This is a genomic window from Variovorax sp. Root411, assembly GCF_001425205.1.
Lineage (GTDB): Bacteria > Pseudomonadota > Gammaproteobacteria > Burkholderiales > Burkholderiaceae_C > Variovorax.
This window is the reverse complement of sequence record NZ_LMDW01000001.1, coordinates 692,508-718,332: the sequence shown is the minus strand read 5'-3', so window position 1 is coordinate 718,332 and position 25,825 is coordinate 692,508. Positions and strand designations below refer to the sequence as shown.

The window sequence follows — 25,825 nt, the reverse complement described above, 5'->3', positions numbered from 1 at the left end:
CGCTCAGCCCAGCTCGGGCGCGTTGCGCAGGATGGCAGCGCGCATGTCGTCCGGAATGGCGACGGCGCGATGGGTTTCGAGCGACGTGGTCACGAGCACCTGCTGCATCTGCATGCGCAGTTCGCCGGTCGCCGGATCGAAGCAGCGCACAAGCAGCGTCATCGAGCGCGCCCCCAGCCGCTGCACGGTGAGGCCGAGCGCGACCTGGTCGCCCATGCGGCTCACCGCACGGAAGTCGGCCTCGAGCTTCACGGTGGGCAGGCCGATGCGCCGCACGGCCACCAGCCCGTGGTAGCTCAGCCCCAGGCCTTCGTTGACCCAGTCTTCGACGAGCCCGTTGAGCATCACGAAGTACTGCGGGTAGAAAACGATGCCCGCCGGGTCGCAGTCCGAGAAGCGGATCAGCCGCGCGCGGCGGAACTCGCTGCCCTGGGCCGGGAGATCGACAGGGGTGGCCGCGCTCATGCTCAGCCCTCCTCGGCCGGCGGCTCGCCGCGCATCACGTGCACACGCAGCAGGCCCAGTTGGGTGTGCATCTGCTTGACGGTCTTCATGTCGAGCCCCGAGAACATCTCGAGGATCCATTGTTCGTGCTCGCTCGCCATCGTCTCGAAGGTGCGGCGCCCTGTCGGCGTGAGGCTCACGATCCACGCGCGGCGATCGTCGGGGCTGGGCGCGCGCGCCACCATGCCTTCGCGCTCGAGTTCGTCCGTCAGGCCTGTGACGTTGCCGCCGGTCACCATCAGGTAGCGCGAGAGCACGCGCATCTTGAGCCCGTCCTTGTAGCGATGGAGCTGCGCCATGTAGTCGAAGCGCGCGAGCGAGATGCCGAAGCGCTCGCGCAGCCGGCGCCGGATCTCGGCCTCGATCTGCGTGGTGCTGGCCAGCATGCGCAGCCAGAGCTTGAGCATCGCGTGGTCCTCGTGGCCCGCGCGGGCTTCGTGGCCCAGTTCTTCCGCATCGCTCAGGACGGCGTGCGAGGCATCGTTGTCGCGCGTCATGTCACCTCTCCCCCTGAAACCGAGATCGACTGGCCGGTGACCGACGCAGCGCCCGCGCCGCACAGCCAGCGCACCGCATCGGCGACTTCGGCCGGCTGCACGATGCGGCGCTGCGGATTGACGCTGGAGAATTCGGCCAGCGCGTCGGCCTCGCTGCGCCCGGTCTTGCCGACCACGTTGGCGACGCTGTTGCGCAGGATGTCGGTGTCGGTGTAGCCCGGGCACACGGCATTCACCGTGATGCCCTTGCGCGCCACTTCGAGCGCCAGCGAACGCGTGAGCCCGACCACGCCATGCTTGGCCGCGGTGTAGGCTGCCACGTAGGCGTAGCCCTTCTGCCCCGCCGTGCTGGCGATGTTGACGATGCGGCCCCAGCCCGCATCGAGCATGTCGGGCAGCGCAGCCTGCGCGCACAGGAAGCTGCCGGTGAGGTTCACCGACAGCATGCGCTGCCAGAGCTCGAACGAGGTCTTGAGGAAGGGCGCGCTCTCGGCGGCACCCGCGTTGTTGACGAGCACGGCGACAGGGCCGCGCGCCGCTCGGGCCTCCGCGAAGGCCGCCTGCACCGCCTCCGGATTCGCCACGTCGGCAGCGGCCACGCCATGGCCGCTGCCCGCGAGCGAATCGGCCACGCGCTCCAACGCCTCGCGGTCACGCCCCAGCAGCGTCAGAACGGCGCCTTCGGCGGCCAGGGTGCGTGCGATCTCGGCGCCGATGCCGCGCGCCGCGCCCGTGACGAGTGCATGGCGGCCGGTCAGTGAGTTTGATTGCATACCTGAATGTTTTAGTTCTGAATCATTTTAGCTGAGCGGGCCGGCCGTCCCAGGTCCGCGGTCCCACGCCGCGCTCGCGCAGCTTGAACTTCTGCACCTTGCCGTTCTCGGTGCGCGGCAGGTCGGGCAGCACGTCGATGTAGCGCGGCACGGCGAAGTAAGGCAGCCGGCCTTCACAGAAGCGCACGAGTTCGGCCGGGTCGATCGGCACGCCGTCGCGCGCCACCAGCGCGGCCATCACCTCGTCCTCCGCCAGTTCGGAACGCACCGGGTACACCGCGCACGAAGCCACGCCTGGATGGCTCAGCAGCACCTGCTCGACCTCGAACGACGAGATGTTCTCGCCGCGCCGGCGGATCGCGTCCTTGATGCGGTCGACGAAGCGGAAGGCGCCATCGGCGTCCTGCACCACGCGGTCACCGGTGTGGAACCAGAGATTGCGCCAGGCCTCGACCGTCTTCTCCGGCATGTTGAAGTAGCCGCTTGCGAAGGCATGGGGCTCGTCCGCGCGCAGCAGCAGTTCGCCGGCCTCGCCGGGTGGCAGCGCTGCATCGCCTTCGTCGGCCACGCGCGCCTGGAAGCCTGGGCGCAGCCAGCCCATGACACCGTCGCGCGGCGAATCCGGCGCGGTGGCAATGGCGAAATTGGTTTCGGTCAAGCCGTAGCCTTCGAGCAGTTGCACGCCGGTGCGCGCCTTGAACGCCGCACCCGCGGCGGACGGCACGCCCGGACCGAGGCCGATGCGCACCCGGTGATCGCGCTCGCCAGGCCCTTCGGGCTGCGCGAGCAGGATCGGCACCATCGCGCCCAGCAGGTAGACCACCGTCGCCCCGCTCGCGCGCATCGCCGGCCAGAAACCCGAGGCCGAGAAGCGCGGCGCGAACATCACCTCTGCGCCCGTCAACGCAGCCTGCGCGAAGGTATTGAGCGCATTGATGTGAAAGAGCGGCAGCGTGGTGCACAGTACGTCGTCGGCGCCGACATCGAGCACCTCCGCGCTGTTCACTCCCCACCAGAAATACTGCGCATGCGGGCAGACGACGCCCTTGGCTGGCCCCGTCGTACCGGAGGTGTACAGAATCGCGAGCGGGTCGCCGGGTTGCACCGCTGCGGGCGCCAGCGCCTCACCACCCTCGGGGTAAGGCGTTACGCGCACGCCCTGGGGCGCCTGCCAGCCGGCGGACTCCGCCTCGCCCACCACCCAGACCTCGCGCAACGCGGTGCGCGCCAGATCCGCCGTCGCGAGCCGCTCAAGAAAACCCGCCTCGATCACCAGCAGCTTCGCCTCGCTGTTCGCGAGGAAGTACTCGATCTGCGGCCCCATCGACGCGGTGTTGACCGGCACCATCGATGCGCCCAGCCAACCCGCGCCGAGGAAGCTTTCGAGAAACTCGATGCGGTTGCCGCACATCACGGCGACGCGGTCGCCGCGCACCACGCCGGTCGCGGCCAGCGCACCGGCGCGAACGGCCGCAGCCTGCGCAGCGTCGCGATGCGTCCACTCGCCGCCACCGATCCGAAGCAACGGACGCGAGCCGAACAGCCCGGACTGCCGCTGCAGCATCGCCGGCAGCGTGCGCTGCACGGGCGGCACAGCCCGCGGGTCACTCGTCATCGTGCGTGCCTCCGCCGAGATAGGTCGCCTGCACGCGCGGATCGCTCGCCAGCTCGGCCGAGGCACCCGACAGCGCGATCTCGCCGGTCTCCAGCACATAGCCTTCGTCCGAGCTTTCGAGCGCCGCACGCGCGTTCTGCTCGACCAGCAGGATCGAGACACCGTCTTCGCGCAGCTTGCGCACGATGGTGAGGATGTCGCGCACGATCAGCGGCGCGAGGCCCAGGCTGGGCTCATCGAGCATCAGCAGGCGCGGCGCCGACATCAGCGCGCGCCCCACCGCCAGCATCTGACGCTCGCCGCCCGAGAGCGTGTCGGCGCGCTGCGAACGCCGTTCGGCCAACCGCGGAAAGCGGTCGTACACCGACTGCAGCCGCTTCTTCATCGCATCGCCGCGCAGCCGCTTGGCGTACGCGCCGAGCTGCAGGTTGTCGAGCACGGTCAGTTCGCCGAACAGCTCGCGCTTCTCGGGCACGAGGCACAGGCCGCGCTCCACGCGCGCCTCCACGTCGAGCCCTTGCAGGTCTTCACCCTCGAAGCGCAGCGTGCCCTTGCAGGGCAGCAGGCCCATCGCGGCGGCCAGCAGCGTGGTCTTGCCTGCGCCATTGGGACCGATCACCGAAATGATTTGGCCCGGCTGCAGGTCGAGCGACACGCCGCGCACCGCCTCAACCTGCCCGTACGACACATGCAGGTCGCCAATCTCCAGCATCGCGGTCATACAACGCTCCCCAGATACGCCGCCTGCACGCGCTCGTCCGCGCGCACCGCCGACGGCACACCCTCCACGAGCTTGGAGCCGAAGTTCATCACCACCAGCCGGTCCACCAGTTTCATCACGAAGTCCATGTCGTGTTCAACGATCAGGATGGTCACGCCCTCCTCGCGAAGCTTGCGCAGCAGGTCGCCGAGCGCCATCTTTTCCTTGCGGCGCAGGCCGGCGGCCGGCTCGTCGAGCACCAGCAGCACCGGGTCGGCGGCCAGTGCGCGCGCGATTTCAAGAATGCGCTGCGTGCCCAGCGGCAGGCTGCCCGCGAGCTCGTGCACGCGGTCGCCCAGGCCGATGCGGTCGAGCTGGCGCTGCGCCTCCTGCAGGATCTGGCTTTCTTCCATGCGGTCGAGCCGCAGCCCCGCCTTGAGGATGCCCGAGCGCGTGCGCGAATGTGCGCCCAGCGCCACGTTGTCGAGCAGGCTCATGTGCGGCCGCAGCTTCACATGCTGGAAGGTGCGCGCCAGCCCCAGCCGCGCCACCTCGCGCTGCGGCTTGCCCGCGATGTCGTGCGCCAGGAAGCGCACCTGGCCCGCGCTCATAGGCAGCGTGCAGGTCAGCAGGTTGAACATGGTCGACTTGCCCGCGCCGTTGGGCCCGATCAGCCCGACGATCTCGCCGGCCTTCACGTCGAAGCTCACATCGTTGACGGCCACCAGCCCGCCGAAGCGCTTGACCGCGCCGTTCACCGACAGCACCTGCGAGCCGCGTTCGGGCAGCGTGCGGTGAGGCAACGGATCGACCGGCGGGGCCTCGTGGCGCGAAGGCTCCTGCGAGCCGCCGCGTCGGTGCGTCCAGCGGCGCAGCAGGCCCATCACCCCGCCGCGCGCAAAGTGAAGCAGCAGGATGAAGAGCGCGGCAAAGGCCACCGCCTCGAGCTGGCCGGCGCGCTGCGTGAGCATCGGCAGCACATCCTGCAGGCCGTTCTTCAGCACCAGCACCAGCGCAGCGCCCACCAGCGCGCCCGCCAGCTGGCCGAGCCCACCGGCCACAACCATCAGCAGGTACTCGATGCTCGCGCGCACGTCGAAGGGCGACGGGCTCACGAAGCGGTTCATGTGCGCGTAGAGCCAGCCCGCCAGTCCCGCGAACAGAGCGGCCGTGACGAACAGCGACAGCCGCACACGGTAGGCGTCCGCCCCCACGCTCGCCAGCAGCGTGGCACCGCCGCGAAGCCCGCGGATCGCACGCCCTGGCCGCGACTGCAGCAGGTTGTGGCTGAACAGGCAGGCCAGCCCGACGACCACCCAGATCAGGTAGTACATCGAACGCGGATCGGCCAGCGACCAGCCCGCGACCTGCAGCGGTGGAATGTTCGACAGGCCCGTGTGCCGCCCAAGCGCATCGACATTGCCGAACAGCATTGCGATCGACAGTCCCCAGGCGATGGTGCTGAGCGGCAGGAAGTGCCCGCCAAGGCGCAGCGTGAGCATGCCGATGGCCAGCGCCGATAGCCCCGTGAGCAGCAGCGCGAACAACAGCCCGACCCATGGCGACATGCCCTGTGTGGTCGTGAGCCATCCCGTGGCGTAGGCCGCAATGCCCACGAAAGCCGCCTGCCCGAACGAGGTCGCGCCGCCCACGCCGGTGAGCAGCACGAGCCCCAGCGCCACCAGCGCGCCAATGCCGATGTCGTTGAGCAGCGAGACCGTGAAGCTCCCCGCCACCACCGGCACCAGGGCCAGCACGACCACCACCGCGGCGATCCACGTCATGCGTTTGCGGTTGGCTTTCATTGGTCCACCTCGTCTTCTTCCTCTTCGGCATGGGTGGCCATGAAGGAGCGCAGCATGAGCACCGGGATCAGCAGGCTGAACACGATCACGTCCTTCAGCGCACCGCTCCAGAACGAGGCAAAGCTCTCCACCACACCAACTGCGAGTGCGCCCACCGCAGTCATCGGGTAGCTCACGAGCCCGCCGATGATCGCGGCCACGAAAGCCTTCAGGCCGATGATGAAACCCGAGTCGTAGTACATGGTCGTCACCGGTGCGATCAGCACGCCGATCAGCCCTGCCAGCAGAGAAGCACAGCCGTACGCCAGCAGCGCCGTGCGCCCCGGCCGGATGCCGACCAGCCGCGCGCCCACGCGGTTGACCGCCGTGGCGCGCAGCGCCTTGCCGGCCACCGTGCGTTCGAACACCAGGAAGAACAGCCCGCTCAGCACGATGGCCGCGCCCACCATCAGCACCACCTGGCCGCTGACCGTGAAGCCGTCGCCCAACGTGAACATGGCGCTGGTGAGCGGCGTGGTGCGCGAGCCTTCAGGTCCGAAGAACAGCAGGCCCAGGCCCGACAGCAGGAAGTGCAGCGCCAGCGACACGATCAGCAGCACCAGCACCGAGGCGTCGGCGATCGGCTGGAACACCACGCGCGCCAGCAGCGGCGCGATGGGCACCACCAGCAGCACGGCCACCGCGATGTGCACCGCGACCGGCACACCGGGCCGTGCCGCAAGCCACGCGAGCATGCAGGGAATCGCGGGCAGCACGCCCCACATCAGCACCGCCTTGGGAATGCGTGCGGCCTCGCCGCGCCGCAACAGCCCGCCGATTTCCGTTGCCAGCGCCAGGGCAGCGAGCACGGCGACCATGCCGATGGTCGGCGGGACGCGGCCGGTCTCGAAGGCCGCGAGCGTCAGCGCCGCAAAGGCCGCGATGTCGCCGAACGGCACGAACACCACCCGCGTGACGGAGAAGATCAGCACCAGCCCGAGGCCGGCCAACAGGTAGACGGCACCGTTGGCCAGGCCGTCGGTGAGGAGGATGAGCGCCACGTCCCAGGTCATCGCGTGGCCCTCCGAAAAAGCAAAGGCGAGCGGTTCAAGGTGTGAGCTTCCATTGGCCGTTGTCGAGCTTGACGATCACGCGGGCGCGTTCGTCCACGCCGTAGAGGCTGCCGGGCTTGAAGGTGTAGACGCCGTGCGTGCCGACCACTTCCTTCGTGCTGAAGATGGCGTCGCGCAGCGCCACGCGGAACTCGGGCGTGCCCGGCTCGGCCTTCTTCATGGCACGCGATGCGGCGTCCGCAAACACCAGCCAGCCATCGAACGAATAGGCCGAGTAGGCGTCGCCGGTCGGCGCGTTGTTCGCCTTCTGGAACACGGCGCGAAACTCGGTCGCGATCTTCTTGGTCGGGTAGTTGTCGGGCAGTTGCTCGGCCACGATCACCGGGCCGGTGGGCATCAGCGCGTTCTGGCCGGCCGCGCCGACCACGCGCACGAAGTCGGGGTTGATCAAGCCGTGCTGGCCGTACACGCCGCCCTTGAAGCCGCGCTCCTGCAATGCGAGGAACGGCAATGCGCCCGGCGTGCCGGCGCCGCCGGTCATCACCGCGTCGGGCCGCAGCGCCACGATCTTCAGCACTTGCCCCGTCACCGACGCGTCGGCGCGCGCATAGCGCTCGTTGCTCACCACCTTGATGCCGGCGCCGGGCGCGGCCTTCATCAGCGCGTCGTAGACCAGGTCGCCCCAGGCGTCGGAAAAGCCGATGTAGCCCACGGTCTTCACGTTGTTGCGCTTCATGCGTTCGACGACCGCATCGATCATCAGCTGCGTGGGCTGGGCCACCGTCACGACCCACGGGTTTTCGTTCGGATCGAGCAGGATGGGCGTGAGGCCGATCATCGGCGTCTTCGCCTCCTTGCCGACCTGCGCCATCGCGATGGCGGCCGGCACGCCCGAGGTGCCCATGAGCACGTCGACCTTTTCCTCCTCGATCAGCTTGCGCGCGTTGCGCCCGGCTGTCGTCGGATCAGAGCCGTCATCCAGCACGATGAGTTGCACCTTGCGGCCATTGATCTCGGGCTTGTAGGCCAGCGCGGCCTGCATGCCCTTGGCATAAGGCACACCGAGGGACGAGTTCGGCCCCGACAGCGACACGCTGAGGCCGACCTTGAGGTCGGCGGCGAATGCGCTGGCAATGCCACAGGCGGTCAGCGCCGCGGCGAGCGTGCCGCGCGTCAAGGTCTGCATCAGGCTCTTCATGTCGTAGCTCCGGTGAGGATGGTTGGAATGGACAGGTAACTCAGATGAACAACTGGATGGCCGGCAACGCACGCGTGGCGTTGAGCAGGTCGATGCGCTTCTCGCGGATGCGCCAGCCGGCCGGCGTGCGAACGAGGTGATGGCGCGCAGTGCCGCTCAGCAGGATCTGGGATTCACCTCGCGCTTCGACGTACAGGAATGGCGTGCGCAGGCGCGCTTCATCACCGCTTTCGTGCTCGATGCGCGAAGGCTGCAAAACGTGCTGGCTGTGGCTGGCCGGATGCTGCGAATGCGCACGCGGGTTCTTCAGGCGGGCGACGCGCAGCTGCAGCAGCAGCCGGTCTTCGTAGGCCAGCGAGTTGTGCGAGAACGGATCGGCCTGCGCGGCGCCGAGCAGCGGCACCCAGTAGTGGCCATCGCCGGCAAAGAGCGCCAGCCAGTCGTCGAAGCGCCGCTCGTCGAGCAGGGCCGCTTCGTGGGCGGCGAAATCGCGCGGATCGGTCATGGCGCGGCCTCCACGGCCATCGACTTCGCCCAGGCGCGGAACTGATTGCGCATGAGCAGTTCGTTGGTGCCGTTGGTGGTGATGGTCGACTGCGCGAGCTCGGCCGCATCGAAGTTGCGGTGCAGGCTCACCCATTCGTTGCCGCCCGCGCGCAGGCCCTGCTGGATGCTCTCGAACAGGTGCACGTCGTCGTGCGCCACCACCGACATCGGAGAGAACACGAGCCGGTTGTAGCTCATGGCGCGCTCGAACAGCAGAGCGGGTGCGCCGGCCGCGCGGAAGCTCCAGGCCTCGATCAGCGTGCGGTCGGCGGCCAGCGGGCGGATCACGCGGATGGCCTGCGGCGATCCCTTGACCGACAGGCTCGGATAAAGAACGGAGTTTTGCGGCGATCGCTGCAGAATTTCGGTGGCGCGCCCAATGCCGTGCGCCGCCTGCATCGCGGCCTCGTACTCCGGCAGCTGCGCATAGTTGGAGTGGATGCTGAAGTTCACGCCCAGCACGCTGTGCCCGTTGGCGAACACGCGCCCGCCCATCTTGTCGAAGAACTCGTAGCCCGAGCCGAAGGGCAGGATCTGCTCCATCGCCATGGGCTTGGGGTCGGTGGGCGCGCGGCCATCCCACAGCTCCTCGGCCGCCTTGGTGGCTGACTCGTGCGTCGACATCGGGTGCACCGTGTCGTTGATGTTCTCGAGGTACATCTTCCAGTTGCAGTGGACGATGTTGCGCAGCACGCCACCGCCCACGGTGAGCTTGCCCTCGGGCGAGCGGTCGACCATGTTGTCGATGGCGCCCAGCACGTCGCCAAAGTAGTCCTCGAACGAAGGCCCCGTGTCCGACAACCGCACGAACACGAAGTCGCGGTACACCTTCACGTGCCTCACCACCGACAGCCCCTGTCCCGACTCGCATGCTTTGAGCTGCGTGCCCTCGTAACCGGCCTTCAGCGGTACACCGAGCGGCGCGCCGTCGAGCTTGTAGGTCCACGCGTGATACGGGCAGCGGAAGAAGCGGCCGGTGTTGCCGCTCTCGTCCGTCACCAGTTGCGTGCCCTTGTGGGCGCAGCGGTTGTAGAGCACGTGCACGTCGCCGCCGGGCTGCCGCACCATCAGCAGCGGCCGGCCCGCGATGTCCTGCGACACGAAGTCGCCGGGCTCGGGCACCTGGCTCGCATGGCCGAGGAAGACCCAGGTGTTCGCGAACAGGCGCTCCTGCTCGAGCGCGAAGATCTCCTCGCTCAGGTACAGGTCGCGGTGCACGCGGTCGTGCTGCACGAGGGCGGCAACGCGTTCGGGATGATGGCGGTAACTGGTCATCGACGTGGGCCCGGGTCTTTTTTTCAGGGAACCAGCTTCCACTGCCCCTTGTTCATCTGCACGATCACCACGCCGCGCCGGTCGGAGCCATAGCTATCGCCGGGCTTGAAGGTGTAGATGCCGTGCGTACCCACCAGCTCCTTGGTGCTCACGATGGCGTCGCGCAGGGCGATGCGGTATGGCGGCGTGCCCGGCTCGCCCTTGGCGCGCGAGGCGGCATCGGCCAGCAGCAGGTAGGCGTCGTAGGTGTAGGACGAGAAGGCGTCGGTCGGCACCGCGCCGTTCACTTTCTGGTAGGCGTTGCGAAAGCCCATCGACACCTTCTTGATCGGGTTGCTGTCGGGCAACTGGTCGGCCACCAGCACCGGGCCGCTGGGCACCTGCAGGCCTTCGATGGAGGCGCCGCCCACGCGCACGAAGTCGGCGTTGATGAGGCCGTGCGTGCCATAGATCTTTCCCTTGTAGCCGCGCTCGGCCAGTGCGAGGTAGGGCAACGCACCGGGCGTGCCGGAATTGCCCGCGAACACGGCGTCGGGCCGAGCCGCGACGATCTTCAGCACCTGCCCGGCCACCGACGAATCGCTGCGCGCATAACGCTCGTTGGCCACCACCTTGATGCCGGCGGCATCGGCGCTCTTCACGAGCGAGTCGTAGGCCAGGTCGCCCAGTGCGTCCGAAAAGCCGATGAAGGCGACCGTCTTCACACCAGACTTCTGCATACGCTCGACCACGCCCGCGACCATGAGCGGGAATGGCTGCGACACCGTCACGGTCCACGCACCCTCGGGGCCGGCGATGGTCACCGGCGTGGGCGAGATCAGCGGGGTGTTGAGTTCCTTGGCCACCGCGGCGATGGCCATGGCGCCGGGCACGCCCGAGGTGCCGATGAGCACGTCGACCTTGTCCTCGGTCACGAGCTTGCGCGCGTTGCGCCCGGCGGTCGTGGGGTCGGAGGCATCGTCGAGAACGATCAGTTGGACCTTGCGGCCGGCGATTTCCGGGTGCTCGGCAATGGCGGCACGGATGCCCTTTTCGTACGGAATTCCCAGCGCTGCCACGGGCCCCGAGAGAGAGCTGATGAAGCCGATCTTCAGGTCGGCCGCCATGGCTTGCGCTGTTGCCAAAGCCAGTGCTGTGGCGCCGAGGATGTGGGTGACTTTTTTCTTCATCTCAATTCTCCATTGCTGGGCGTTTTGACTGAGTTCGTTCGGGGTGCGCGCACAGGCCACCGGGTACTCCCCTGCGCGAATGTCCCCCGCTTCGCTCCTCCTTTATTTCGCTGCGGGGAGCACCCGGTGCCCTGTGCACGATGGGCGTTGCCGTAGTGCCGGTCGCACAAGCGCTGCGTCCAACGCTCACGCCGATGGGGTGCCTTGCGCAGCGAAATAAAGGAGGAGGCCGCAGGCCGGGGGACATTCGCGGAGCAAGGCACCCCGTCGGCGTGAGCGCGCCCTGAACAATGCCCCCGGTGCATCGAAGTGAGAAAGCAGCGCGTCATCTCAAGGCACCAACTTCCATTGACCCTTTTCAAGCTTCACGACAACGCGCGAGCGATCGTCCGACCCATATCGATCTGTCGGCTTGAAGTTGTAGACAGAGTGGGTTCCGACCAGCTCCTTGGTGCTCACGATGGCATCGCGCAGCGCCACGCGAAACTGCGGCGTGCCCGGCTCGGCCTTGCTGGCCAGCGCGCGTTGCGCCGCGTCGAGATAGATCAGCCAGGCATCGAAGCTGTAGGCCGAGAAGGTGTCGGTGGGCGCCGCACCGTTCGCCTTCTGATAGGCGGCGCGGAAGTCCATCGCGATCTTCTTCATGGGGTTGTTGTCGGGCAGCTGCTCAGCCACCACCACCGGACCCGTCGGCGCCAGCAGGCCTTCGACCGACGGACCACCGACACGGATGAAGTCAGGGTTGATCAGCGAGTGCATGCCGTAGATCTTTCCCTTGTAGCCGCGCTCGGTCAGCGCAAGGTAGGGCAACGCGCCCGGCGTGCCCGAGGCTCCAGTGATCACCGCATCAGGCCGCAGCGCAACGATCTTCAGCACCTGCCCGGCCACCGATGAATCGCTGCGTGCATAGCGCTCGTTCGACACCACCTTGATGCCGGCCGTGGGCGCCGACTTCATGAGCGCGTCGTACACCAGGTCGCCCCAGGCGTCGGAGTAGCCGATGTAGGCCACCGTCTTCACGCCGGCCTGCTTCATCTTCTCGACCATCGCGCCCATCATCAACGGTGCGGGCTGCGGCAGCGTCACCATCCAGGCGCCCTCCTCGCCGGCCAGATCGGCATTTGCGATGGAGATCAGCGGCGTCTTCGTCTCGCGCGCCACGCCGGCAATGGCCAGCGAACCCGGTGCGCCGGCCGTGCCGATGATGACGTCGACCTTGTCTTCCTCGATCAGCTTGCGCGCATTGCGCGCGGCCGTGGACGGGTCGGACGCATCGTCGAGCTGGATCACCTGCACCTTGCGGCCGCCGACTTCCGACTTGTAGGCCAGCGCGGCCTTCATGCCCTTGTCGTAGGGAATGCCGAGCGACGACACCGGTCCCGACATCGAGGTGATGAAACCGACCTTGAGATCGGCGGCCCATGCGCCCGCGGCGCTCAGGGCACCAAGGCCCGCGGCGATGGCCGCAAGCGTGCGAATTTGGTTCAGGACTTTCATGGCGATGCTCCAGGGATGGTTTGGGATGAACGTGGGAAAGCGAAAGAAGAATTCAGAGGGCCAGACTGCCGACGCTGGTACCGCCGCACACGTACAGCACCTGGCCGGTGACGAAGCTGTTGTCGGCATCGGCAAAGAAGCGCACGGCGCGTGCCACGTCGGCCGATTCGCCGAGGCGCCTGACGGGCACCGAGGCGGCGAGCGCACGTTCCTTCTCGCTGCCGGCCTCGACCACGTCGTAGAACATGTCGGTGCGGATCGGCCCCGGGGCCACCACGTTCACCGTGATGCCGTCGGCCGCAAGCTCCAGTGCCCAGGTACGCGCCATGCCCAGCATGCCGGCCTTGGTGGCCGAGTAGCTGGTGCGCGTGGCCAGGCCCAGCGCGGCGCGCGACGACAGCAGCACCACGCGGCCGAAGCGCTGTGCGCGCATCGCGGGCAGCGCAGCTTGCACGAGCTGGATCGCGCAGCCCAGGTGCAGGTCGACAAGCGCATCGAGGTCGTCGAGCTTCACATCGGGCAGCAGCGCGGCGCGGATGACGCCGGCGTTGTGGACGATGGTGGTGGGCGCGAAACGCTTCACCAACTCTTGCACGGCTTCGCCCGTCGCGGTGCGGTCACTCAGGTCGACCTCGATGCTGTGCAGCTTGGGATGATCGATCTCGGCTTTGCGGCGCGCGAGCGAGATCACCTCGTAGCCCTGCGCCAGCAGGTCTTCGCAGATGGCCTTGCCTATGCCGGCACTGCCGCCGGTGACGGCAGCGACCTTGGGTACCCTGCTGCTCATGCCTGGCCTCCCCGTCTTGCTCCCTCTCCCGCGCGCGGGAGAGGGTTGGGGCGAGGCTGCGCGCAAGGCGAAGAGCCCTCATCCCCCGCCTTCTCCCGCGAGCGGGAGAAGGAGCCAAAGCCAATGCGGGAACAGCGAGTCATAGCGAAGCTCCCACCAATGCCAGCACGCGCAGCGGACTGCCGCTGCCCTTCTCGATCTTCAGCGGCGGGCAGATCAGCACCGCACCCGCCGGCGGCAGCAGGTCGAGGTTGCTCAGGCACTGCAACCCATAGCGCCCCGCACCGTGCATGTAGTAGTGGCACGGGTACGGTGGGCGCAGGTGATAGCCCTGCCCGGCATCGGTGCCTATGGCCTCGGAGCCGAAGCCCAGCACGTCGCGCTGCTCGACCAGGAAGCGCACGGCCTCGGTGCTCGGGCCGGGCGTGTGCTGGCCTGTCTCGTCGAAGTTCTGGTACGCCTCGGGGTCGGTGCGCTTGGACCAGTCGGTGCGCATCAGCACCCACGCGCCCTTCGGGATGCGGCCGTGCGCCGCCTCGTAGGCCTCGATGTCCTCCAGGGTCAGCAGATAGTCGGGGTCGTCCTTGACCTGTGGCGAACAGTCGATCACGCAGGCTGGCGCCACGAAGTGCTGCACCGGAATCGTGTCGACCGAGTTGTTCGGCAGGTCACGCCCGGAGATCCAGTGGATCGGCGCGTCGAAGTGCGTGCCGGTGTGCTCGCCGCAGGAGAAGTTGTTCCAGTACCAACCGGGGCCGCGCTCGTCGTACTTCGACACTTCTTCGATGCGGAAGGGCCAGCACTGGCCCATCTCGGGCGGCAAGGCGATTTGCGGAAACTCGGGCGTGAGCGTCTGCGTGAGGTCGATCACGCGGATGCGGCCGCTGGCCATGGCGGTCACGAGGCTGCCGAGGATTTCGGCGGTGGACATCAGTTCGGTGGTGGTTGTCATCGTGGTGTTCCTCAATCAGCCGCCCGCCGCGAGTTCGCGTTCCAGCACCTTGGGGTTGTCGCGCCAGCGTTCCAGCCATTCCTGCGCCACGTCGCCCGGGTAGACGTCTTCGACGCCATCGCGCAGCGCCTTCACGATGGCATTGGCCAAGGCCGCCGGCGCCAGCTTGGGCGGCGGCGTGTGCTGGTTCCATTCATCGTCGATGGGGCCGGGGAACAGATTGATCACGCGGATGCCCGCAGGCCGCATCTCCGCACGCAGGCACTGGGCCAACGAGTGCGCCGCAGCCTTCGAGGCGCTGAAGGTGCCATGCGGTGGGAAGTTGCTGAGCGCGTAGATCGACAGCAGGTTGACCCAAGCCGTCGCACCCGTTTCGCCATCGGCCGATCGGCCCTTCAGCGCGGGACCGAACTCCTGCGCGAGGCGCAGCAGGCCGAAGTAGTTGATGTCCATCTCGGCCTTGGCCACGTCGGTGCCGCGGCGCGCGCCGATGCCGAAGGTGCGGTGCACTTCAGCGTTGTTGATCACGATGTCGACCTTGCCGCCGATGGAGCCCGCGAGCTCTGTCACCTGGCGGCCGTTGGTCAGGTCCAGCGGCACCAGCGTGACCTGCGGCAGTGCCGAGATGTCGTCGAGCCCGTCGCCCATCTTCTTCCAGGGCTCGGCGTGGCCGACCCAGACGATGTCGGCCCCGGCCTTCACCAGCGCACGCACGATGGCCTGTCCGGTCTCGGTCTTGCCGTCGGTCACCAGCGCCTTGCGGAACTTGGGGTCGCTGGTCATTTCTCGCAGCATCTTGTCGTCGGCCATGTGGGCACTCCCTTCATTCGGAAAACCAATGAGAACGGCCTGTCCCGCGCGGTCGAGCCGGGCGCCGACACGCACGCGCTGCGGCGCCTCGCCCACCTCGCTGTGCAGGTGGACCATGAGCGTCGGGCCGGCATCCAGGTGCACCAAGCCCAACCGCCAGGGCAGCCGCTCGCGGAAGAACAGGTCGTTGCTGTGGTGCAGCGTGGTGCTGCCGAGCAGCTCGCCCTCGCCGCTTTGCTGCCGCCAGCGCAGCGCGGCCGACAGGCACTTGTGGCAGACCTCGCGCGGCGGGTACTGCACCGTGCCGCAGTCCTCGCAGGTCTGCAGCTCGAAGCGGCCTTCGGCGGCGGCCGCCGTAAGGCCGAGCGCCACGCGGCCGCGCGCACCGGGCGGCAGGTTCATCTGCCGAGTTCGCAGCACCGGGTTCTTGCGCGGGGGGCGCATCAGGGGCATGGTCATTCGGATCTCCCCAGAATCACCGCACCCGTGCACAGGCAGCGGTCATAGGTCACCATGCCGAAGCCGGCAACGAGGCCGAGTTGCGCGTCGGGCACCGCGCGCGCTCCGGCTTGATCGGTCAGTTGCCGGATCGCCTCGACCATGCCGAGAAAGCCACCCGCCGCGCCGGCTTGCCCGGCCGAGAGTTGCCCGCCGCTCGTGTTGTTCGGGAAGCTGCCGTCGAAGGTCATGGTGTGCGACTGCACGAAGGCCGAGCCTTCGCCTTTCTCGCAGAAGCCCAGGTCCTCGAACTGCATCATCACGATGACCGGGTAGTCGTCGTAGGTCTGCACGAAATCGAGCGCGGTGGGTTGCACGCCGGCCTGCGCATAGAGGTCATCGCGGTCCTTGCGCCAGCCGCCCTGCACCATCACCGGGTCTTCGGCATAGGCGTTGTGGCGCTCGATGGCGCCGCGGATCACCACGTGCGCCAGCCCCAGGTCGCGTGCGCGCTCCTCGCTCATCACGAGGAAGGCGTCTGCGCCGGCGCAGGGCATCACGCAGTCGAACAGGTGGATCGGGTCGGAGATGGGGCGTGCGGCCATGTACTCGTCGAGCGTGAGCGCCTTCTTGAACATCGCGTTCGGGTTGCCGAGCGCGTTGGTGCGCTGGTCCACGCAGATGCGGCCGAAGTCTTCGCGCTTCGCGCCGTAGGTGCGCATGTAGTTGGCGGTGATGAAGGCGAAGATCGAGTTCGGTCCGCCCGAGCCGTAGGGGTAGCTCGCGTCGCGCGCGAAGTTGCTGAAGCTGCCGAGCGTCTGGCGGAAGGAGTCGACATGGTTGGTGTCGGCGCCCACGCAGGCCACGATGTCGGCATCGCCCGCCTGCACCGCCCGCGCGGCGCGGCGCAGGCACATCACGCCCGAGGCGCCGCCGGTGGGCACGTGGTCGAGCCAGCGCGGCGACAGGCCCAGGTGCTGCGTGACGCCCACGGCCGTGTCGGGCGCGAGCGAGAAGCTGCTGAGGCACAGGCCGTCGATCTGTTCCTTGGACACGCCGCTGGCCTGGACCAGCGCCTCGACGGCCTGACCGATGAACCAGTGCGCGGTGCGGGTGGAATAGCGCACATAAGGCACCGTGATGGGCACGGCCACCGCGACGCCTTCGTAGGAAAGCCGGTTGCGGGTCATGACTGCCTTTTCTTCATCGCGCGGGTGTCGATGCAATGGCCCTGCCCCGGCAGCGCATGCGCCATCTCGCGCAACTGGCCGCGCTGGATTTTTTGCGAAGGCGTAAGCGGCAGCGCGTCGACGAACGCGACGTACCCCGGCGCCTTGTAGTACGCCAGCTGCGCGAGCGCGTGCTGGACGATGCTGGCTGCGATCTGTTCACGCTGCGATGCGTCGACGCCTTCACGCATCACGATGCAGGCCAGCACTTCGTCGCCGCGCACCGCATCGGGCGTAGCGGCCACGGCCGAGGTCTTCACGGCCGGATGCTGGTTGAGCACGCTCTCGACCTCGACGGCCGAGATGTTCTCGCCGCTGCGGCGGATCACGTTCTTCTTGCGGTCGACGAAGAAGAAGTTGCCCTCGGCATCGCTGCGCACGAGGTCGCCGGTGTGGAACCAGCCGTCGGCCCAGGCTTCGCGCGTGGCTTCCTCGTCTTTCAGGTAGCCGGAGAAGAAGTAGCGTTTCGGGTCGTCGCCGGCCGAACGCACGAGCAGTTCGCCTGGCGCATCGATGCCGACATCGTTGCCGTCTTCACCCACGAGGCGGGTCTGCACGAAGTCTTCCTGCCGTCCGAAGCAGCTGGTGCCCACGAGACGCGGTTCGCGGTTGGCCATGATGCAGGCGGCCGCGCCGGTCTCGGTCATGGCCCAGGCCTCGACCAGCGGGAAGCCGAAGCGCTCTTCGAAAGGTGCGTGGTTCTTGCGATCGACGCCGGCACCGAAGCCCCAGCGGATTGCATGGTCGCGGTCGGCGGCAGACGGCGATGCCGACAGCAGCATCGCGGGCATCACGCCGAGGTAATGCACGATGGTCGCGCCGCTTTCGCGCGCGCTGGCCAGCCAGGTCTTCGGATGGAAGCGGTCGAGCTGCACAAGGCAGCCGCCCGCGACCAGCACCACCATGGTGGAGAAGGCCATCGCGTTCATGTGGTTGAGCGGCAGCGGCGTGATGACGCGCTCGGCGTCGAAGCGGATGCTGCAGACGCCGTCGAGCGCCGCGTACCACTCGCCGGCGCGCAGGAAGTAGGCGTTGCTCAGGATGCAGCCCTTGGGGCGCCCCGTGGTGCCCGAGGTGTAGAGCAGGCCGCACTCGGTATCGATGCCGATGGGCTCCCCGGCGCGCGGCGCGGCCGTCTTCGCACTGGGCACCGCATCGTCGGGCCCCATCGTCTCGAAGGCCACGCCGGCCTGCGCAGCCGCACCGCGCAGATCACCGGCACGCTCGGGCAGCGTCACGGCCAGGCCGATTTCGCTGTGGCCGATCAAATAGATCAGTTCCGCCGAGCGCATCTCGGCGTTGATCGGCACCACGCTCACGCCCAGGGCGTTCAACGCGAACCAGTGAAAGAGGAATGCAGGGCGGTTCTCCAGCAGCAGCCCGACACGGTGGCCGTGGCCGTACCCGGCTTGCGCATAGGCCGCGCGCAGACGCTCGACCTCGGCCGCGGCCTCGCCCCAGCGAATGGCGCCGGCTGAAATACCGTAGGCAGCCGCGGTCACCGATTCGGTGAACAGGAATTCGGCCTGCGGCGTGCGCGCCGCGGTGGCCGCGAAGACTCGATGGACGGTCGCGTGTGTCATCGCGTCCCTAGATGAAAAGCTGCACGGCCGGAAGCGCCGCGTCGCAGTTGAGCAGGTTGACGCGCTTGAGCGTCATGCGCAGCGCGCCGTCCTGCACAGTGAGGTGATGGAAGAAGGTGCCAACGTAGAACTGCAGTTCGTCGCCCTGCGACTCCGTGTAGTGGAACCCGGTGCGCACCACGTAGCGGTTCGCCTCGGCGTCGAATTGCTCGACCACCGGCATCTGCAGCAGATGGTGGCAGCGGCTCGGCGGCTGCTGCGAGAAGGCACGCGGACTCTTGAGACGCTCGATACGCAGCTCTCGCAGCAGCTTGTCCTCGTAGAGGTGCGAGGTGTGGTTGAGGCCGTCTTCCTGGTCGGGCACCAGCGGAATCCAGTAGAAGGCATCGTCGGTGAAGAGCGCGTTCCATTCTTCATAGCGGCGCGTGTCGAGCAGGTGCGCTTCGTTCACGACGAAGTCGATCAGATCCTGATGCGTCACCGATGTCATTTGAGTACCTCTTCATTCGAGGAAAAGCGCGGAAGCGGCTTTGCCGGGTCGCAGGTGTTGCCCCCTGCAAGGGGGTTGGAGAAGCGACACGAAGTGCGCGAAGCCTGGGGGTTAGCCATTTACATTGTCTCCGTCATGCGTTGCACCCAGCTGCGGTACTGGTTGCGCATCGGCAGCTCGTTGGTGCCACCCGTGGTGATCTCGCCACCTTTCAACTCCGACGCGTCGTAGTTGCGATGCAGGCTGACCCACTCGTTGCCGCTCGCGTGCAGGCCGGCCTGCATGCCCCGGTAGGCCTGCAGGTCGTCGTGCCCCACCACCGAGAACGGCGAGTTGATGAGCCGGTTGTACATGGTGGTGCGCTGCAGCAGCTCGGGCGGCGCGCCCTTCAGGCGGAAGGTCCAGCTCTCGATCAGCGTCCTGTCGGCCGAGATCGGCTTCACCACGCGGATCGCCTGGATCGCGCCCTTGATCGTCAGGTTCGGGTAGTACACGGTGTTGTGGCGCGCCATGCCGAGGATCTGCGCAGCCTTCTCTTCGCCGTAGCGCGCTTTCATCGCATCGTCGTAGGCGGGGATCGCCTTGTACTTGCTGTGGATGCTGAAGTGCACGCCCGTGAAACTGTGGCCGTTGTCGTAGGTGCGGATTCCCATGTCCTCGAAGAACTTGTAGTCGGACATGAAGGGCGCGAACTGCTCGACCGCCATGGGCTTGGGCTCGTCCTCGGGCTTGTCGGCCCACATGCGTTTGGCGGTGCCTGCGGAGGACTCGTGCGCCACCATGGGGTGCATCGTGTCGTTGAGGTTCTCGACGAACATCTTCCAGTTGCACTGGTGCATGAAGCGCAGGCACCCGCCGGCGATTTCCAGCTCGCCCTCGGGCGAACGGTTGGCCATGTTGTCGATGGAGCTCAACGAATCGCCGAAGTACGCGTCGAAGTCCGGCCCGGCGTCGTTGATCTTCACGAAGATGAAGCCGCGATGGCTGCGCACGTGCTTCAGCGTGGTGAGCCCCTTGGCCGATTCGCACTCGTGCAAGGCGGTGTTCTCGTAGCCGGTCTTGAGCGGAATGGCGAGCAGCGAGCCGTCTGTCTTGAAGGTCCAGGCGTGGTACGGGCAGCGGAAGAACTTGCCGGTGTTGCCGCACGGCCCGTTGACGAGCCGCGAGCCCTTGTGGGCGCAGCGGTTCATCATCGCGCGCACGCTGCCGTCGGCGTGGCGCACGACGATCAGCGGGCGTCCCGCGATCTCGTTGCTGATCCAGTCGCCCGGCTTGGGCAACTGGCTCTCGTGGCCGACATAGTTCCAGGTGTTGGCGAAGAAGTGCTCCTGCTCCAGCTCGAACAGTTCCTGGCTGGTGTACAGGTCGCGGTGCACCTGATCGTTGCGCACCAGCGCGCGGACGGCTTCAGGGTTGTCTCGGTATGAAGGCATGGTTCTCGTGGCTCCTTCAAAGGTCGAGCACCAGGCGCGCACCCTTGGCGCGCGAGATGCAGATCTGGATGACGTTGCCGGCCGCTTTCTCGCGGGCGCTGAGCACGTAGTCGCGATGCTCGATCTCGCCTTCGATCACGGGCACGGCGCACACACCGCATTCGCCGCGCTTGCAGTCGAACATCGGGTCGCAGCCATGCGCGATCAGGCAATCGAGGATGCTCTGGTCGGCCGGCACGGTGAAGCGCTGGCCCGACTGGGCGAGTTCCACCTCGAAGGGCTGGTCGCCCGCTTCCGCGACGGGTTCGGTGAAGAGTTCGAAGTGCACGCGGTCGTGTTCCCAGCCGCGCGCCTGGGTGCGGGCCAGCACGGCGTCCAGCATGACCTTGGGGCCGCAGACGTAGAGGCGGTCCCCGGCGGGCACGCCGTCGAGCAGCGCGTCGATGTCGAGTGGCGCACCGGTTTCGGCATCGGCGTGTACGCGCAGGTCTTCGCCGAGCAGCGCCTGCAGCTCGGGCAGGAAGGCCATCAGCTCGCGGCTGCGGCCGGCGTAGTGCATGCGCACTGGCGCCTCTTCGGCGCGGCGGCGCGCGGCCATGGTGGCAAGCGGCGTGACGCCGATGCCACCCGCCACCAGCACGGTGCCGCCGGGACCGGTATGCAGCGGAAAGTCGTTCTTCGGCGCCTCGATGGCGACCGTGTCGCCCTCTTTCAGCTGCTCGTGCATGAAGCGCGAGCCGCCACGGCCTTCGGCCTCCTTGCGCACGGCGATCACGTACTCGGCTGGCGCGTTGGTGGCATTGCGCGCGGTCGCGAAGTTGATGAGCGAGTAGTGGCGCCAGTCGGTCTTGCCATCGGGCAGCGACACCTGCACGCGGATGTGAGCGCCGGCCGCGAAGCCGGGCAGCGCGCGGCCGTCCTCGGCGCGCAAGCGCAGCATGCGGATCAGCGGATTCAGTGCCCGCGCTTCGACGACGCGCAGCGAGAGGGTGGCGGAGGGTGCGGTCATCTTCGATGTCTCTTCGTCAGGCCAGTGCGTGCTGCGCCAGTGCAGCTTGCAGCTTGTGGCCGTGTTCGTCGGCCAGCGCCGCGTCGCGCAGTTCGCGCAGCGTGGCCGGTGCCAGCCCCGCGCCGGCGCGCTCGACGGCGCGCATCACGGTGTCGTAGTTGCGAACGCCGCGCTCGTGCGTGTCGCTGTAGCCTTTCACGAGCCGCTGGCACTGCGCGAGTTCGACGGCGAGCTCCGTGTTGCGCTGCGCAGTCGCGGCGATGCGCTGCAGCCATTCCTCGATGCGGCGGTTCTCTTCGGCATAGCGCATCGTCGACAGGCGCCAGCGCTTCATGGCTGCCACCGTGCGCAACATCAGGTAGCCGCGCAGCGAGCTGGTCCGGATCACGCGACCGTGCTGCGTGAAGCGCTCGACGAGCTTCTTCGGCAGCGTCGAATCCATGAGCCAGCGGCCGATGCCGCCCGGCAGCGTCTCGCAGATTTCCTGCAGGCGCGGATGCATGTATTCGTTGATGGCAAGCACCTGCCCGGCTTGCACGCGGGCCTCGCCGCGCACGCGCTCGAAGCGGGTGGCGCGGGTCTTCAGGGCCGCGACGCGGGCGGTGTCTTCGTAGGACATCCAGAGCGCAAGGTGGCGCGCGGTTTCGCGCAGCAGGCGGTGGTCGCCGGCCGGCAAGGCCGCCATCCGGTCGAGGTACAGGCCGGCGTAGGCCGGGTCCTGGTAGTCGATGAGGCGGCGCACGCCTTCGAGCAGGAAGTCTTGCGCGGCAGCCGGAAAGTCGCGCTGCACGCGCTCGACCAGCGCACGCACGGCCGGGTGGCGGGGTTGCGGAGCCGGCGTGGCGAGCGGGGCCTCTTTCACCGGCTCGCCGTCGTCGCCGCCCTGTGCGCGGGTGAATGCGGCGCCGAAGGCCTTGAGGCTGGGCTTCACACCTACGCCGCCGCGTTCGATCGTCGCCTCGAACTGCGCGCGGCTGAAAGGCAGCACGCCCGATCCTGCCAATGCACCAAAGAGCACAGCGCTGATCACGCTGCCGGAGGCTTCGGCAGCCTGCGCCATGTCGAAGCGGATGAAGCGCTTGGCGGCCCGTGCCGTGTGCGCGAGCAACTGGTCGCTGTCGACGCGGCCGTCACCCAGCGCACTCTTCTCCGCGATCGAGAACACGCGGTGCGTGGAGGCGATCAAGGTGGTGCGGTCGCGCGTGACAAGGCCGCGCTGCACGGCGCGCCCCGCTTCCATGAGTTCGGACGCCAGCACCACGTCGACATCGCCCGGCAATGGCATCAGCGCCAGCACCGGCTTGCCGCCATCGGCGTCTGCCTGTGCCGTCGGATAGAGCTCGACGTAGTAGATGGTTGCGCCCGTGCGCTGCGCCACGCCTGGCACCGACGTGGTCTGCGCCACATAGCCATTGGCCTCGCCCATGTCGACGATCCAGTCGGCCAGAACGCCGCCGCCCTCCCCGCCCATGGCGAGGATCGCGATCTTGATCGGGCTCATGGCTCGCCCCCAGTCTTGCTCACTTCGTGTAGCCGCCAACCCCCTACCGGGGGCGACACCAGCGGCCCGGCAAAGCCGGTTCCGCGGTATCCCTGGCCAATTCCCGATGTCTCGTTGCGTCGCATAAGGGAACTTTATTCAGAACGCATAGGCTTCGCGGCGGCGCGCTTCGCCGCGCTGCAGCCAGCCGATGACGGCAGCGCGCACACGCTCGCGCAGCAGGTCCCGGCGGCTCGGGTTGCTCACGATCTGCGCCTTGTAGAACGAAGGGCACAGCACGGCGGCATGCGAAACCTCGCCACACACGCCGCAGCCCACGCAGCTGTCGAGCACAGTCGCGACCGGGTCGGTGCGCAGCGGATCGGGGTTGGGCTTGATCGACAGCGACGGGCAACCCGACAGGCGGATGCACGAGTGGTCGCCGGTGCAGGTGTCGGCATCGACGCCGAACTTCTCGCGCACCACGCGCTTGCCGTCGGCGATGGCCTTGCGCACCAGCGGCTTCTCGCGGCGCTGCTTGTTGAGCATGCATTCCGACTGGGCGATCAGCACCTTCGGGCCCCGGGTCTTGGTGGTGAGCGCTTCTTTCAGCGCATCGCGCATGCCGGCGACGTCGTAGGTTCGGCGCAATGTCTTGACCCACTCGACGCCCACGCCGCGCACGGCGCGCTCGATCTCGTGGCCGGTGCTGCGCGTCTTGTTGACGGCATTTGACGAGAGGATGTCCTGCCCGCCCGTGGCCGAGGTGTAGTTGTTGTCGACGACGATGGTGAGGTTGTCGCTCTTGTTGAAGACCGCGTTGGCGATGCCGCTGGTGAGGCCGTTGTGCCAGAAGCCGCCGTCGCCCATCATCGAGATCGCGCGCTTGCCGGCGGGTGCGTTGAGGGCGGAAGCACCTGCGCCGCCGAGCCCGTAGCCCATGGTGGTGTTGCCGATGTTGAACGGTGGCAGGATGGAAAACAGGTGGCAGCCGATGTCGGCACTCACGTGGTGCGGGCCCAGTTCGCGCTCGACCAGCTTCATGGCGCTGAAGATCGGGCGCTCGGGGCAGCCGGTGCAGAAGCCCGGCGGGCGGGCGTGCACCACCTCGCCCAGCGCCGTGGACGGCAATGCAGGCTCGGGTGCCGCATCGACGCCGACCGCGGCGACCTCCATCAGCGGGATCACCTTGCGCACGGGCGCGGGCAGTGGCGCCAGGCGGTCGTAGCGCTCGCAGAAGCTGCGCGCGCCCTTCAGCAGTTCGGCGGCGGTGTATTCGCCGGCCACCGGCAGCATGTCCTTGCCATGCAGCGCCGTGGTCGAACCGGCCTGCCGCAGGATGGTCGCAAGGTTCTGCTCGACGAAGTTGGGCTGCCCCTCTTCCACGATCATCACCGCGCGCTTGCCTTCGCAGAAGCGGATCACCTCGCTCTCGATGACCGGATAGGCCACGTTCATCACGTAGAGCGGAACCTGGGTGTTGCCGTAGATATCGGCCAAGCCCAGGCGCTCGAGCGCGCGCAGCAGCGTGTTGTAGCTGCCGCCCTGCACGATGATGCCGATGTCGTCGGCGTCTTCGGAGAAGAACTCGTTGAGCTTGCGCTCCTCGATGAAGCGCACGGCGGCGGGCCAGCGGTCCTTCACCTTTTCCTGCTCGTGCACGAAGCTCGCGGGCGGCAGCACGATGCGGCCGACGTCGCGCTGCGGGTTCTCGAGCGCGTCCTTCAGCGTGAACTTCGCGCGCTTGTTGTCGCCGGCGATGAAGTGGCCGTGCACATGGCAAGCGCGGATGCGCAGCTGCAACATCACGGGCGTGTTGCTCGCCTCCGAGAGATCAAAACCCTGCTTCACCGCATCGACGATGCTCGGCAGGTTGGGCCTCGGATCGAGCAGCCAGATCTGCGACTTCATGGCGAACGCATGGCTGCGCTCCTGCATGATCGACGAGCCTTCGCCGTAGTCCTCGCCCACGATGATGAGCGCACCGCCGGTGACGCCGCCCGATGCCAGGTTGGCCAGCGCATCGGACGCGACGTTGGTGCCCACGGTGGCCTTGAAGGTGACGGCGCCGCGCAAGGGGTAGTTGACCGACGCCGCAAGCGTGGCTGCAGCAGTGGCTTCGCTTGCACTGTTCTCGAAGCGGATACCCTGCTCGGCAAGGATGTCCTGTGCGTCGGCCAGCACATCCATCAGGTGCGAGATGGGCGCGCCCTGGTAGCCGGCCACATAGGAAACTCCGGATTCGAGCAAGGCCTTGGTGACCGCCAGAATGCCCTCCCCACGAAAGACATCTCCGCCAGAAAGCCTCAGCTTCTTGACTTCTTCGACGAACGAACGCTCAGCCATTGGGGTCCTTCTTCCTTCGCGTGGGAGGATGCGCTTCAGGTGCCACATCACGCTTCCTATAATGTTGACAAATGAATGTATCCACAATCATGAATTACCCTAGACATGCAAGCGGCGTGCCCGCGGCGACTGTGAGGTGCCTTCATGGCTGACCCAGATCCATCCACCGAGTCGCATCGCTTCGTCGACGACTACCTGCCGGCGCTGCTGGCACAGGCCAGCCAGTTGATCTCTTCGGAGTTCCACGAGGTTGCGCGGCAGCAGGGGTTCTCCGTGTCGGAATGGCGCGTGATGGCATCGCTTGCGGGCAGCGAGCCGATCAGCATCGGCCAGCTCGCGCAGGTGACTGTCACCAAGCAGCCGACGGTGACGCGGCTGCTCGACCGCATGGAATCGCGCGGACAGGTCGAGCGCCTGCCCCACGAAAGTGATCGCCGCATCACGCTGGTGCGCATCACGCGCAAGGGGCTGAAGGCGGTCGAACACCTGATGGAACTCGCGCGCGACCACGAGCGGCGCGTGCTCGAACCCTTCGGGCTGCGGCGCGCCGAAGAGCTCAAGCAGACGCTGCGGCAGATGATCGACCTGCATGTGCACGTGCCGGTCGAGGGGCCGGAGGAAGACTGAGCCCCCGGGC

Annotated in this window: 23 protein-coding genes; 1 reads left to right on the top strand and 22 read right to left on the bottom strand. The window is 67.5% G+C overall.

All coding sequences use genetic code 11. The annotated features are described in order from the left end of the window. Positions 1 to 3 precede the first annotated feature (3 nt). The 22 genes from ASC92_RS03260 to ASC92_RS03155 all read right to left on the bottom strand — a co-directional run bounded on the left by ASC92_RS03260 (position 4) and on the right by ASC92_RS03155 (position 25,188). On the bottom strand, positions 4 to 465 hold the full coding sequence (locus ASC92_RS03260; protein WP_056510253.1) for an acyl-CoA thioesterase: 462 nt from the start codon (positions 463 to 465) through the stop codon (positions 4 to 6). Between the two features lie 2 nt (positions 466 to 467). Continuing rightward, entirely contained in the window at positions 468 to 1,001 is a 534-nt protein-coding gene (locus ASC92_RS03255; RefSeq protein ID WP_007831218.1) for a MarR family winged helix-turn-helix transcriptional regulator, read from the bottom strand. Beyond that, positions 998 to 1,774 (bottom strand): SDR family NAD(P)-dependent oxidoreductase, encoded by a 777-nt coding sequence (locus tag ASC92_RS03250; protein ID WP_056510251.1) that lies wholly within the window; start codon positions 1,772 to 1,774, stop codon positions 998 to 1,000. The genes ASC92_RS03255 and ASC92_RS03250 overlap by 4 nt, the downstream gene beginning before the upstream one ends. A gap of 22 nt (positions 1,775 to 1,796) precedes the next feature. Continuing rightward, entirely contained in the window at positions 1,797 to 3,389 is a 1,593-nt protein-coding gene (locus ASC92_RS03245; protein ID WP_056510249.1) for an ATP-dependent acyl-CoA ligase, read from the bottom strand. Further along, positions 3,379 to 4,110, bottom strand: a complete 732-nt coding sequence (locus ASC92_RS03240; RefSeq protein WP_007831224.1) for an ABC transporter ATP-binding protein — start codon at positions 4,108 to 4,110, stop codon at positions 3,379 to 3,381. Before ASC92_RS03240 ends, ASC92_RS03245 begins: the two co-directional genes overlap by 11 nt. Beyond that, positions 4,107 to 5,894, bottom strand: coding sequence for an ABC transporter permease subunit (locus ASC92_RS03235; RefSeq protein ID WP_056510247.1), 1,788 nt, complete (start codon positions 5,892 to 5,894; stop codon positions 4,107 to 4,109). Before ASC92_RS03235 ends, ASC92_RS03240 begins: the two co-directional genes overlap by 4 nt. Continuing rightward, positions 5,891 to 6,946: a branched-chain amino acid ABC transporter permease gene (locus tag ASC92_RS03230; RefSeq protein WP_056510245.1), complete on the bottom strand. Its 1,056-nt coding sequence runs from the start codon at positions 6,944 to 6,946 to the stop codon at positions 5,891 to 5,893. Before ASC92_RS03230 ends, ASC92_RS03235 begins: the two co-directional genes overlap by 4 nt. A 34-nt stretch (positions 6,947 to 6,980) precedes the next feature. Continuing rightward, positions 6,981 to 8,144: an ABC transporter substrate-binding protein gene (locus ASC92_RS03225; RefSeq protein WP_056510243.1), complete on the bottom strand. Its 1,164-nt coding sequence runs from the start codon at positions 8,142 to 8,144 to the stop codon at positions 6,981 to 6,983. 40 nt (positions 8,145 to 8,184) lie between these two features. Then, positions 8,185 to 8,649, bottom strand: coding sequence for an aromatic-ring-hydroxylating dioxygenase subunit beta (locus ASC92_RS03220; protein ID WP_056510242.1), 465 nt, complete (start codon positions 8,647 to 8,649; stop codon positions 8,185 to 8,187). Further along, complete coding sequence (locus tag ASC92_RS03215) at positions 8,646 to 9,965, bottom strand: aromatic ring-hydroxylating dioxygenase subunit alpha (RefSeq protein ID WP_056510240.1); 1,320 nt, start codon at positions 9,963 to 9,965, stop codon at positions 8,646 to 8,648. The genes ASC92_RS03220 and ASC92_RS03215 overlap by 4 nt, the downstream gene beginning before the upstream one ends. A 23-nt stretch (positions 9,966 to 9,988) precedes the next feature. After that, positions 9,989 to 11,134 carry an ABC transporter substrate-binding protein gene (locus ASC92_RS03210; protein WP_056510238.1) on the bottom strand — a complete coding sequence of 382 codons (1,146 nt, stop codon included), beginning with the start codon at positions 11,132 to 11,134 and terminating at the stop codon, positions 9,989 to 9,991. 330 nt (positions 11,135 to 11,464) lie between these two features. Continuing rightward, positions 11,465 to 12,631, bottom strand: a complete 1,167-nt coding sequence (locus ASC92_RS03205; protein WP_056510236.1) for an ABC transporter substrate-binding protein — start codon at positions 12,629 to 12,631, stop codon at positions 11,465 to 11,467. Positions 12,632 to 12,683: 52 nt separating this feature from the next. Further along, the gene (locus ASC92_RS03200) at positions 12,684 to 13,418 is read right to left on the bottom strand and encodes an SDR family NAD(P)-dependent oxidoreductase (RefSeq protein WP_056510234.1); all 735 of its coding nucleotides are present in this window, start codon (positions 13,416 to 13,418) and stop codon (positions 12,684 to 12,686) included. Positions 13,419 to 13,557: 139 nt separating this feature from the next. After that, entirely contained in the window at positions 13,558 to 14,370 is an 813-nt protein-coding gene (locus ASC92_RS03195) for a cyclase family protein (protein WP_056510231.1), read from the bottom strand. 15 nt (positions 14,371 to 14,385) lie between these two features. Next, complete coding sequence (locus ASC92_RS03190) at positions 14,386 to 15,639, bottom strand: SDR family NAD(P)-dependent oxidoreductase (protein ID WP_056510229.1); 1,254 nt, start codon at positions 15,637 to 15,639, stop codon at positions 14,386 to 14,388. After that, entirely contained in the window at positions 15,636 to 16,808 is a 1,173-nt protein-coding gene (locus ASC92_RS03185) for a thiolase family protein (protein WP_056510227.1), read from the bottom strand. Before ASC92_RS03185 ends, ASC92_RS03190 begins: the two co-directional genes overlap by 4 nt. Continuing rightward, positions 16,805 to 18,430, bottom strand: a complete 1,626-nt coding sequence (locus tag ASC92_RS03180; RefSeq protein ID WP_056510224.1) for an AMP-binding protein — start codon at positions 18,428 to 18,430, stop codon at positions 16,805 to 16,807. The genes ASC92_RS03185 and ASC92_RS03180 overlap by 4 nt, the downstream gene beginning before the upstream one ends. 7 nt (positions 18,431 to 18,437) lie before the next feature. Beyond that, a complete protein-coding gene (locus tag ASC92_RS03175; protein ID WP_056510222.1) occupies positions 18,438 to 18,920 on the bottom strand; it encodes an aromatic-ring-hydroxylating dioxygenase subunit beta in 483 nt (160 codons plus the stop codon). Positions 18,921 to 19,039: 119 nt separating this feature from the next. Continuing rightward, the gene (locus ASC92_RS03170; protein ID WP_056510220.1) at positions 19,040 to 20,353 is read right to left on the bottom strand and encodes an aromatic ring-hydroxylating dioxygenase subunit alpha; all 1,314 of its coding nucleotides are present in this window, start codon (positions 20,351 to 20,353) and stop codon (positions 19,040 to 19,042) included. A 16-nt stretch (positions 20,354 to 20,369) separates the two neighbouring features. Beyond that, positions 20,370 to 21,362, bottom strand: coding sequence for a PDR/VanB family oxidoreductase (locus ASC92_RS03165; protein WP_056510218.1), 993 nt, complete (start codon positions 21,360 to 21,362; stop codon positions 20,370 to 20,372). Between the two features lie 16 nt (positions 21,363 to 21,378). Next, a complete protein-coding gene (locus tag ASC92_RS03160) occupies positions 21,379 to 22,902 on the bottom strand; it encodes an indolepyruvate oxidoreductase subunit beta family protein (RefSeq protein ID WP_268810460.1) in 1,524 nt (507 codons plus the stop codon). A gap of 99 nt (positions 22,903 to 23,001) precedes the next feature. Beyond that, complete coding sequence (locus ASC92_RS03155) at positions 23,002 to 25,188, bottom strand: indolepyruvate ferredoxin oxidoreductase subunit alpha (RefSeq protein ID WP_056510213.1); 2,187 nt, start codon at positions 25,186 to 25,188, stop codon at positions 23,002 to 23,004. Positions 25,189 to 25,332: 144 nt separating this feature from the next. On the opposite strand from ASC92_RS03155, the gene ASC92_RS03150 reads away from it, so the two are divergent. Further along, the gene (locus ASC92_RS03150) at positions 25,333 to 25,815 is read left to right on the top strand and encodes a MarR family winged helix-turn-helix transcriptional regulator (RefSeq protein ID WP_056510212.1); all 483 of its coding nucleotides are present in this window, start codon (positions 25,333 to 25,335) and stop codon (positions 25,813 to 25,815) included. Positions 25,816 to 25,825: the final 10 nt, after the last annotated feature.

Bases quoted from the DNA above. Each gene is read 5' to 3' on its own strand.
- ASC92_RS03260 (WP_056510253.1), bottom strand. From the start codon at position 465: ATGAGCGCGGCCACCCCTGTCGATCTCCCGGCCCAGGGCAGCGAGTTC.
- ASC92_RS03255 (WP_007831218.1), bottom strand. From the start codon at position 1,001: ATGACGCGCGACAACGATGCCTCGCACGCCGTCCTGAGCGATGCGGAA.
- ASC92_RS03245 (WP_056510249.1), bottom strand. From the start codon at position 3,389: ATGACGAGTGACCCGCGGGCTGTGCCGCCCGTGCAGCGCACGCTGCCG.
- ASC92_RS03200 (WP_056510234.1), bottom strand. From the start codon at position 13,418: ATGAGCAGCAGGGTACCCAAGGTCGCTGCCGTCACCGGCGGCAGTGCC.
- ASC92_RS03220 (WP_056510242.1), bottom strand. From the start codon at position 8,649: ATGACCGATCCGCGCGATTTCGCCGCCCACGAAGCGGCCCTGCTCGAC.
- ASC92_RS03170 (WP_056510220.1), bottom strand. From the start codon at position 20,353: ATGCCTTCATACCGAGACAACCCTGAAGCCGTCCGCGCGCTGGTGCGC.
- ASC92_RS03250 (WP_056510251.1), bottom strand. From the start codon at position 1,774: ATGCAATCAAACTCACTGACCGGCCGCCATGCACTCGTCACGGGCGCG.
- ASC92_RS03185 (WP_056510227.1), bottom strand. From the start codon at position 16,808: ATGACCCGCAACCGGCTTTCCTACGAAGGCGTCGCGGTGGCCGTGCCC.
- ASC92_RS03190 (WP_056510229.1), bottom strand. From the start codon at position 15,639: ATGACCATGCCCCTGATGCGCCCCCCGCGCAAGAACCCGGTGCTGCGA.
- ASC92_RS03155 (WP_056510213.1), bottom strand. From the start codon at position 25,188: ATGGCTGAGCGTTCGTTCGTCGAAGAAGTCAAGAAGCTGAGGCTTTCT.
- ASC92_RS03210 (WP_056510238.1), bottom strand. From the start codon at position 11,134: ATGAAGAAAAAAGTCACCCACATCCTCGGCGCCACAGCACTGGCTTTG.
- ASC92_RS03205 (WP_056510236.1), bottom strand. From the start codon at position 12,631: ATGAAAGTCCTGAACCAAATTCGCACGCTTGCGGCCATCGCCGCGGGC.
- ASC92_RS03150 (WP_056510212.1), top strand. From the start codon at position 25,333: ATGGCTGACCCAGATCCATCCACCGAGTCGCATCGCTTCGTCGACGAC.
- ASC92_RS03195 (WP_056510231.1), bottom strand. From the start codon at position 14,370: ATGACAACCACCACCGAACTGATGTCCACCGCCGAAATCCTCGGCAGC.
- ASC92_RS03165 (WP_056510218.1), bottom strand. From the start codon at position 21,362: ATGACCGCACCCTCCGCCACCCTCTCGCTGCGCGTCGTCGAAGCGCGG.
- ASC92_RS03225 (WP_056510243.1), bottom strand. From the start codon at position 8,144: ATGAAGAGCCTGATGCAGACCTTGACGCGCGGCACGCTCGCCGCGGCG.
- ASC92_RS03175 (WP_056510222.1), bottom strand. From the start codon at position 18,920: ATGACATCGGTGACGCATCAGGATCTGATCGACTTCGTCGTGAACGAA.
- ASC92_RS03180 (WP_056510224.1), bottom strand. From the start codon at position 18,430: ATGACACACGCGACCGTCCATCGAGTCTTCGCGGCCACCGCGGCGCGC.
- ASC92_RS03235 (WP_056510247.1), bottom strand. From the start codon at position 5,894: ATGAAAGCCAACCGCAAACGCATGACGTGGATCGCCGCGGTGGTGGTC.
- ASC92_RS03215 (WP_056510240.1), bottom strand. From the start codon at position 9,965: ATGACCAGTTACCGCCATCATCCCGAACGCGTTGCCGCCCTCGTGCAG.
- ASC92_RS03230 (WP_056510245.1), bottom strand. From the start codon at position 6,946: ATGACCTGGGACGTGGCGCTCATCCTCCTCACCGACGGCCTGGCCAAC.
- ASC92_RS03240 (WP_007831224.1), bottom strand. From the start codon at position 4,110: ATGACCGCGATGCTGGAGATTGGCGACCTGCATGTGTCGTACGGGCAG.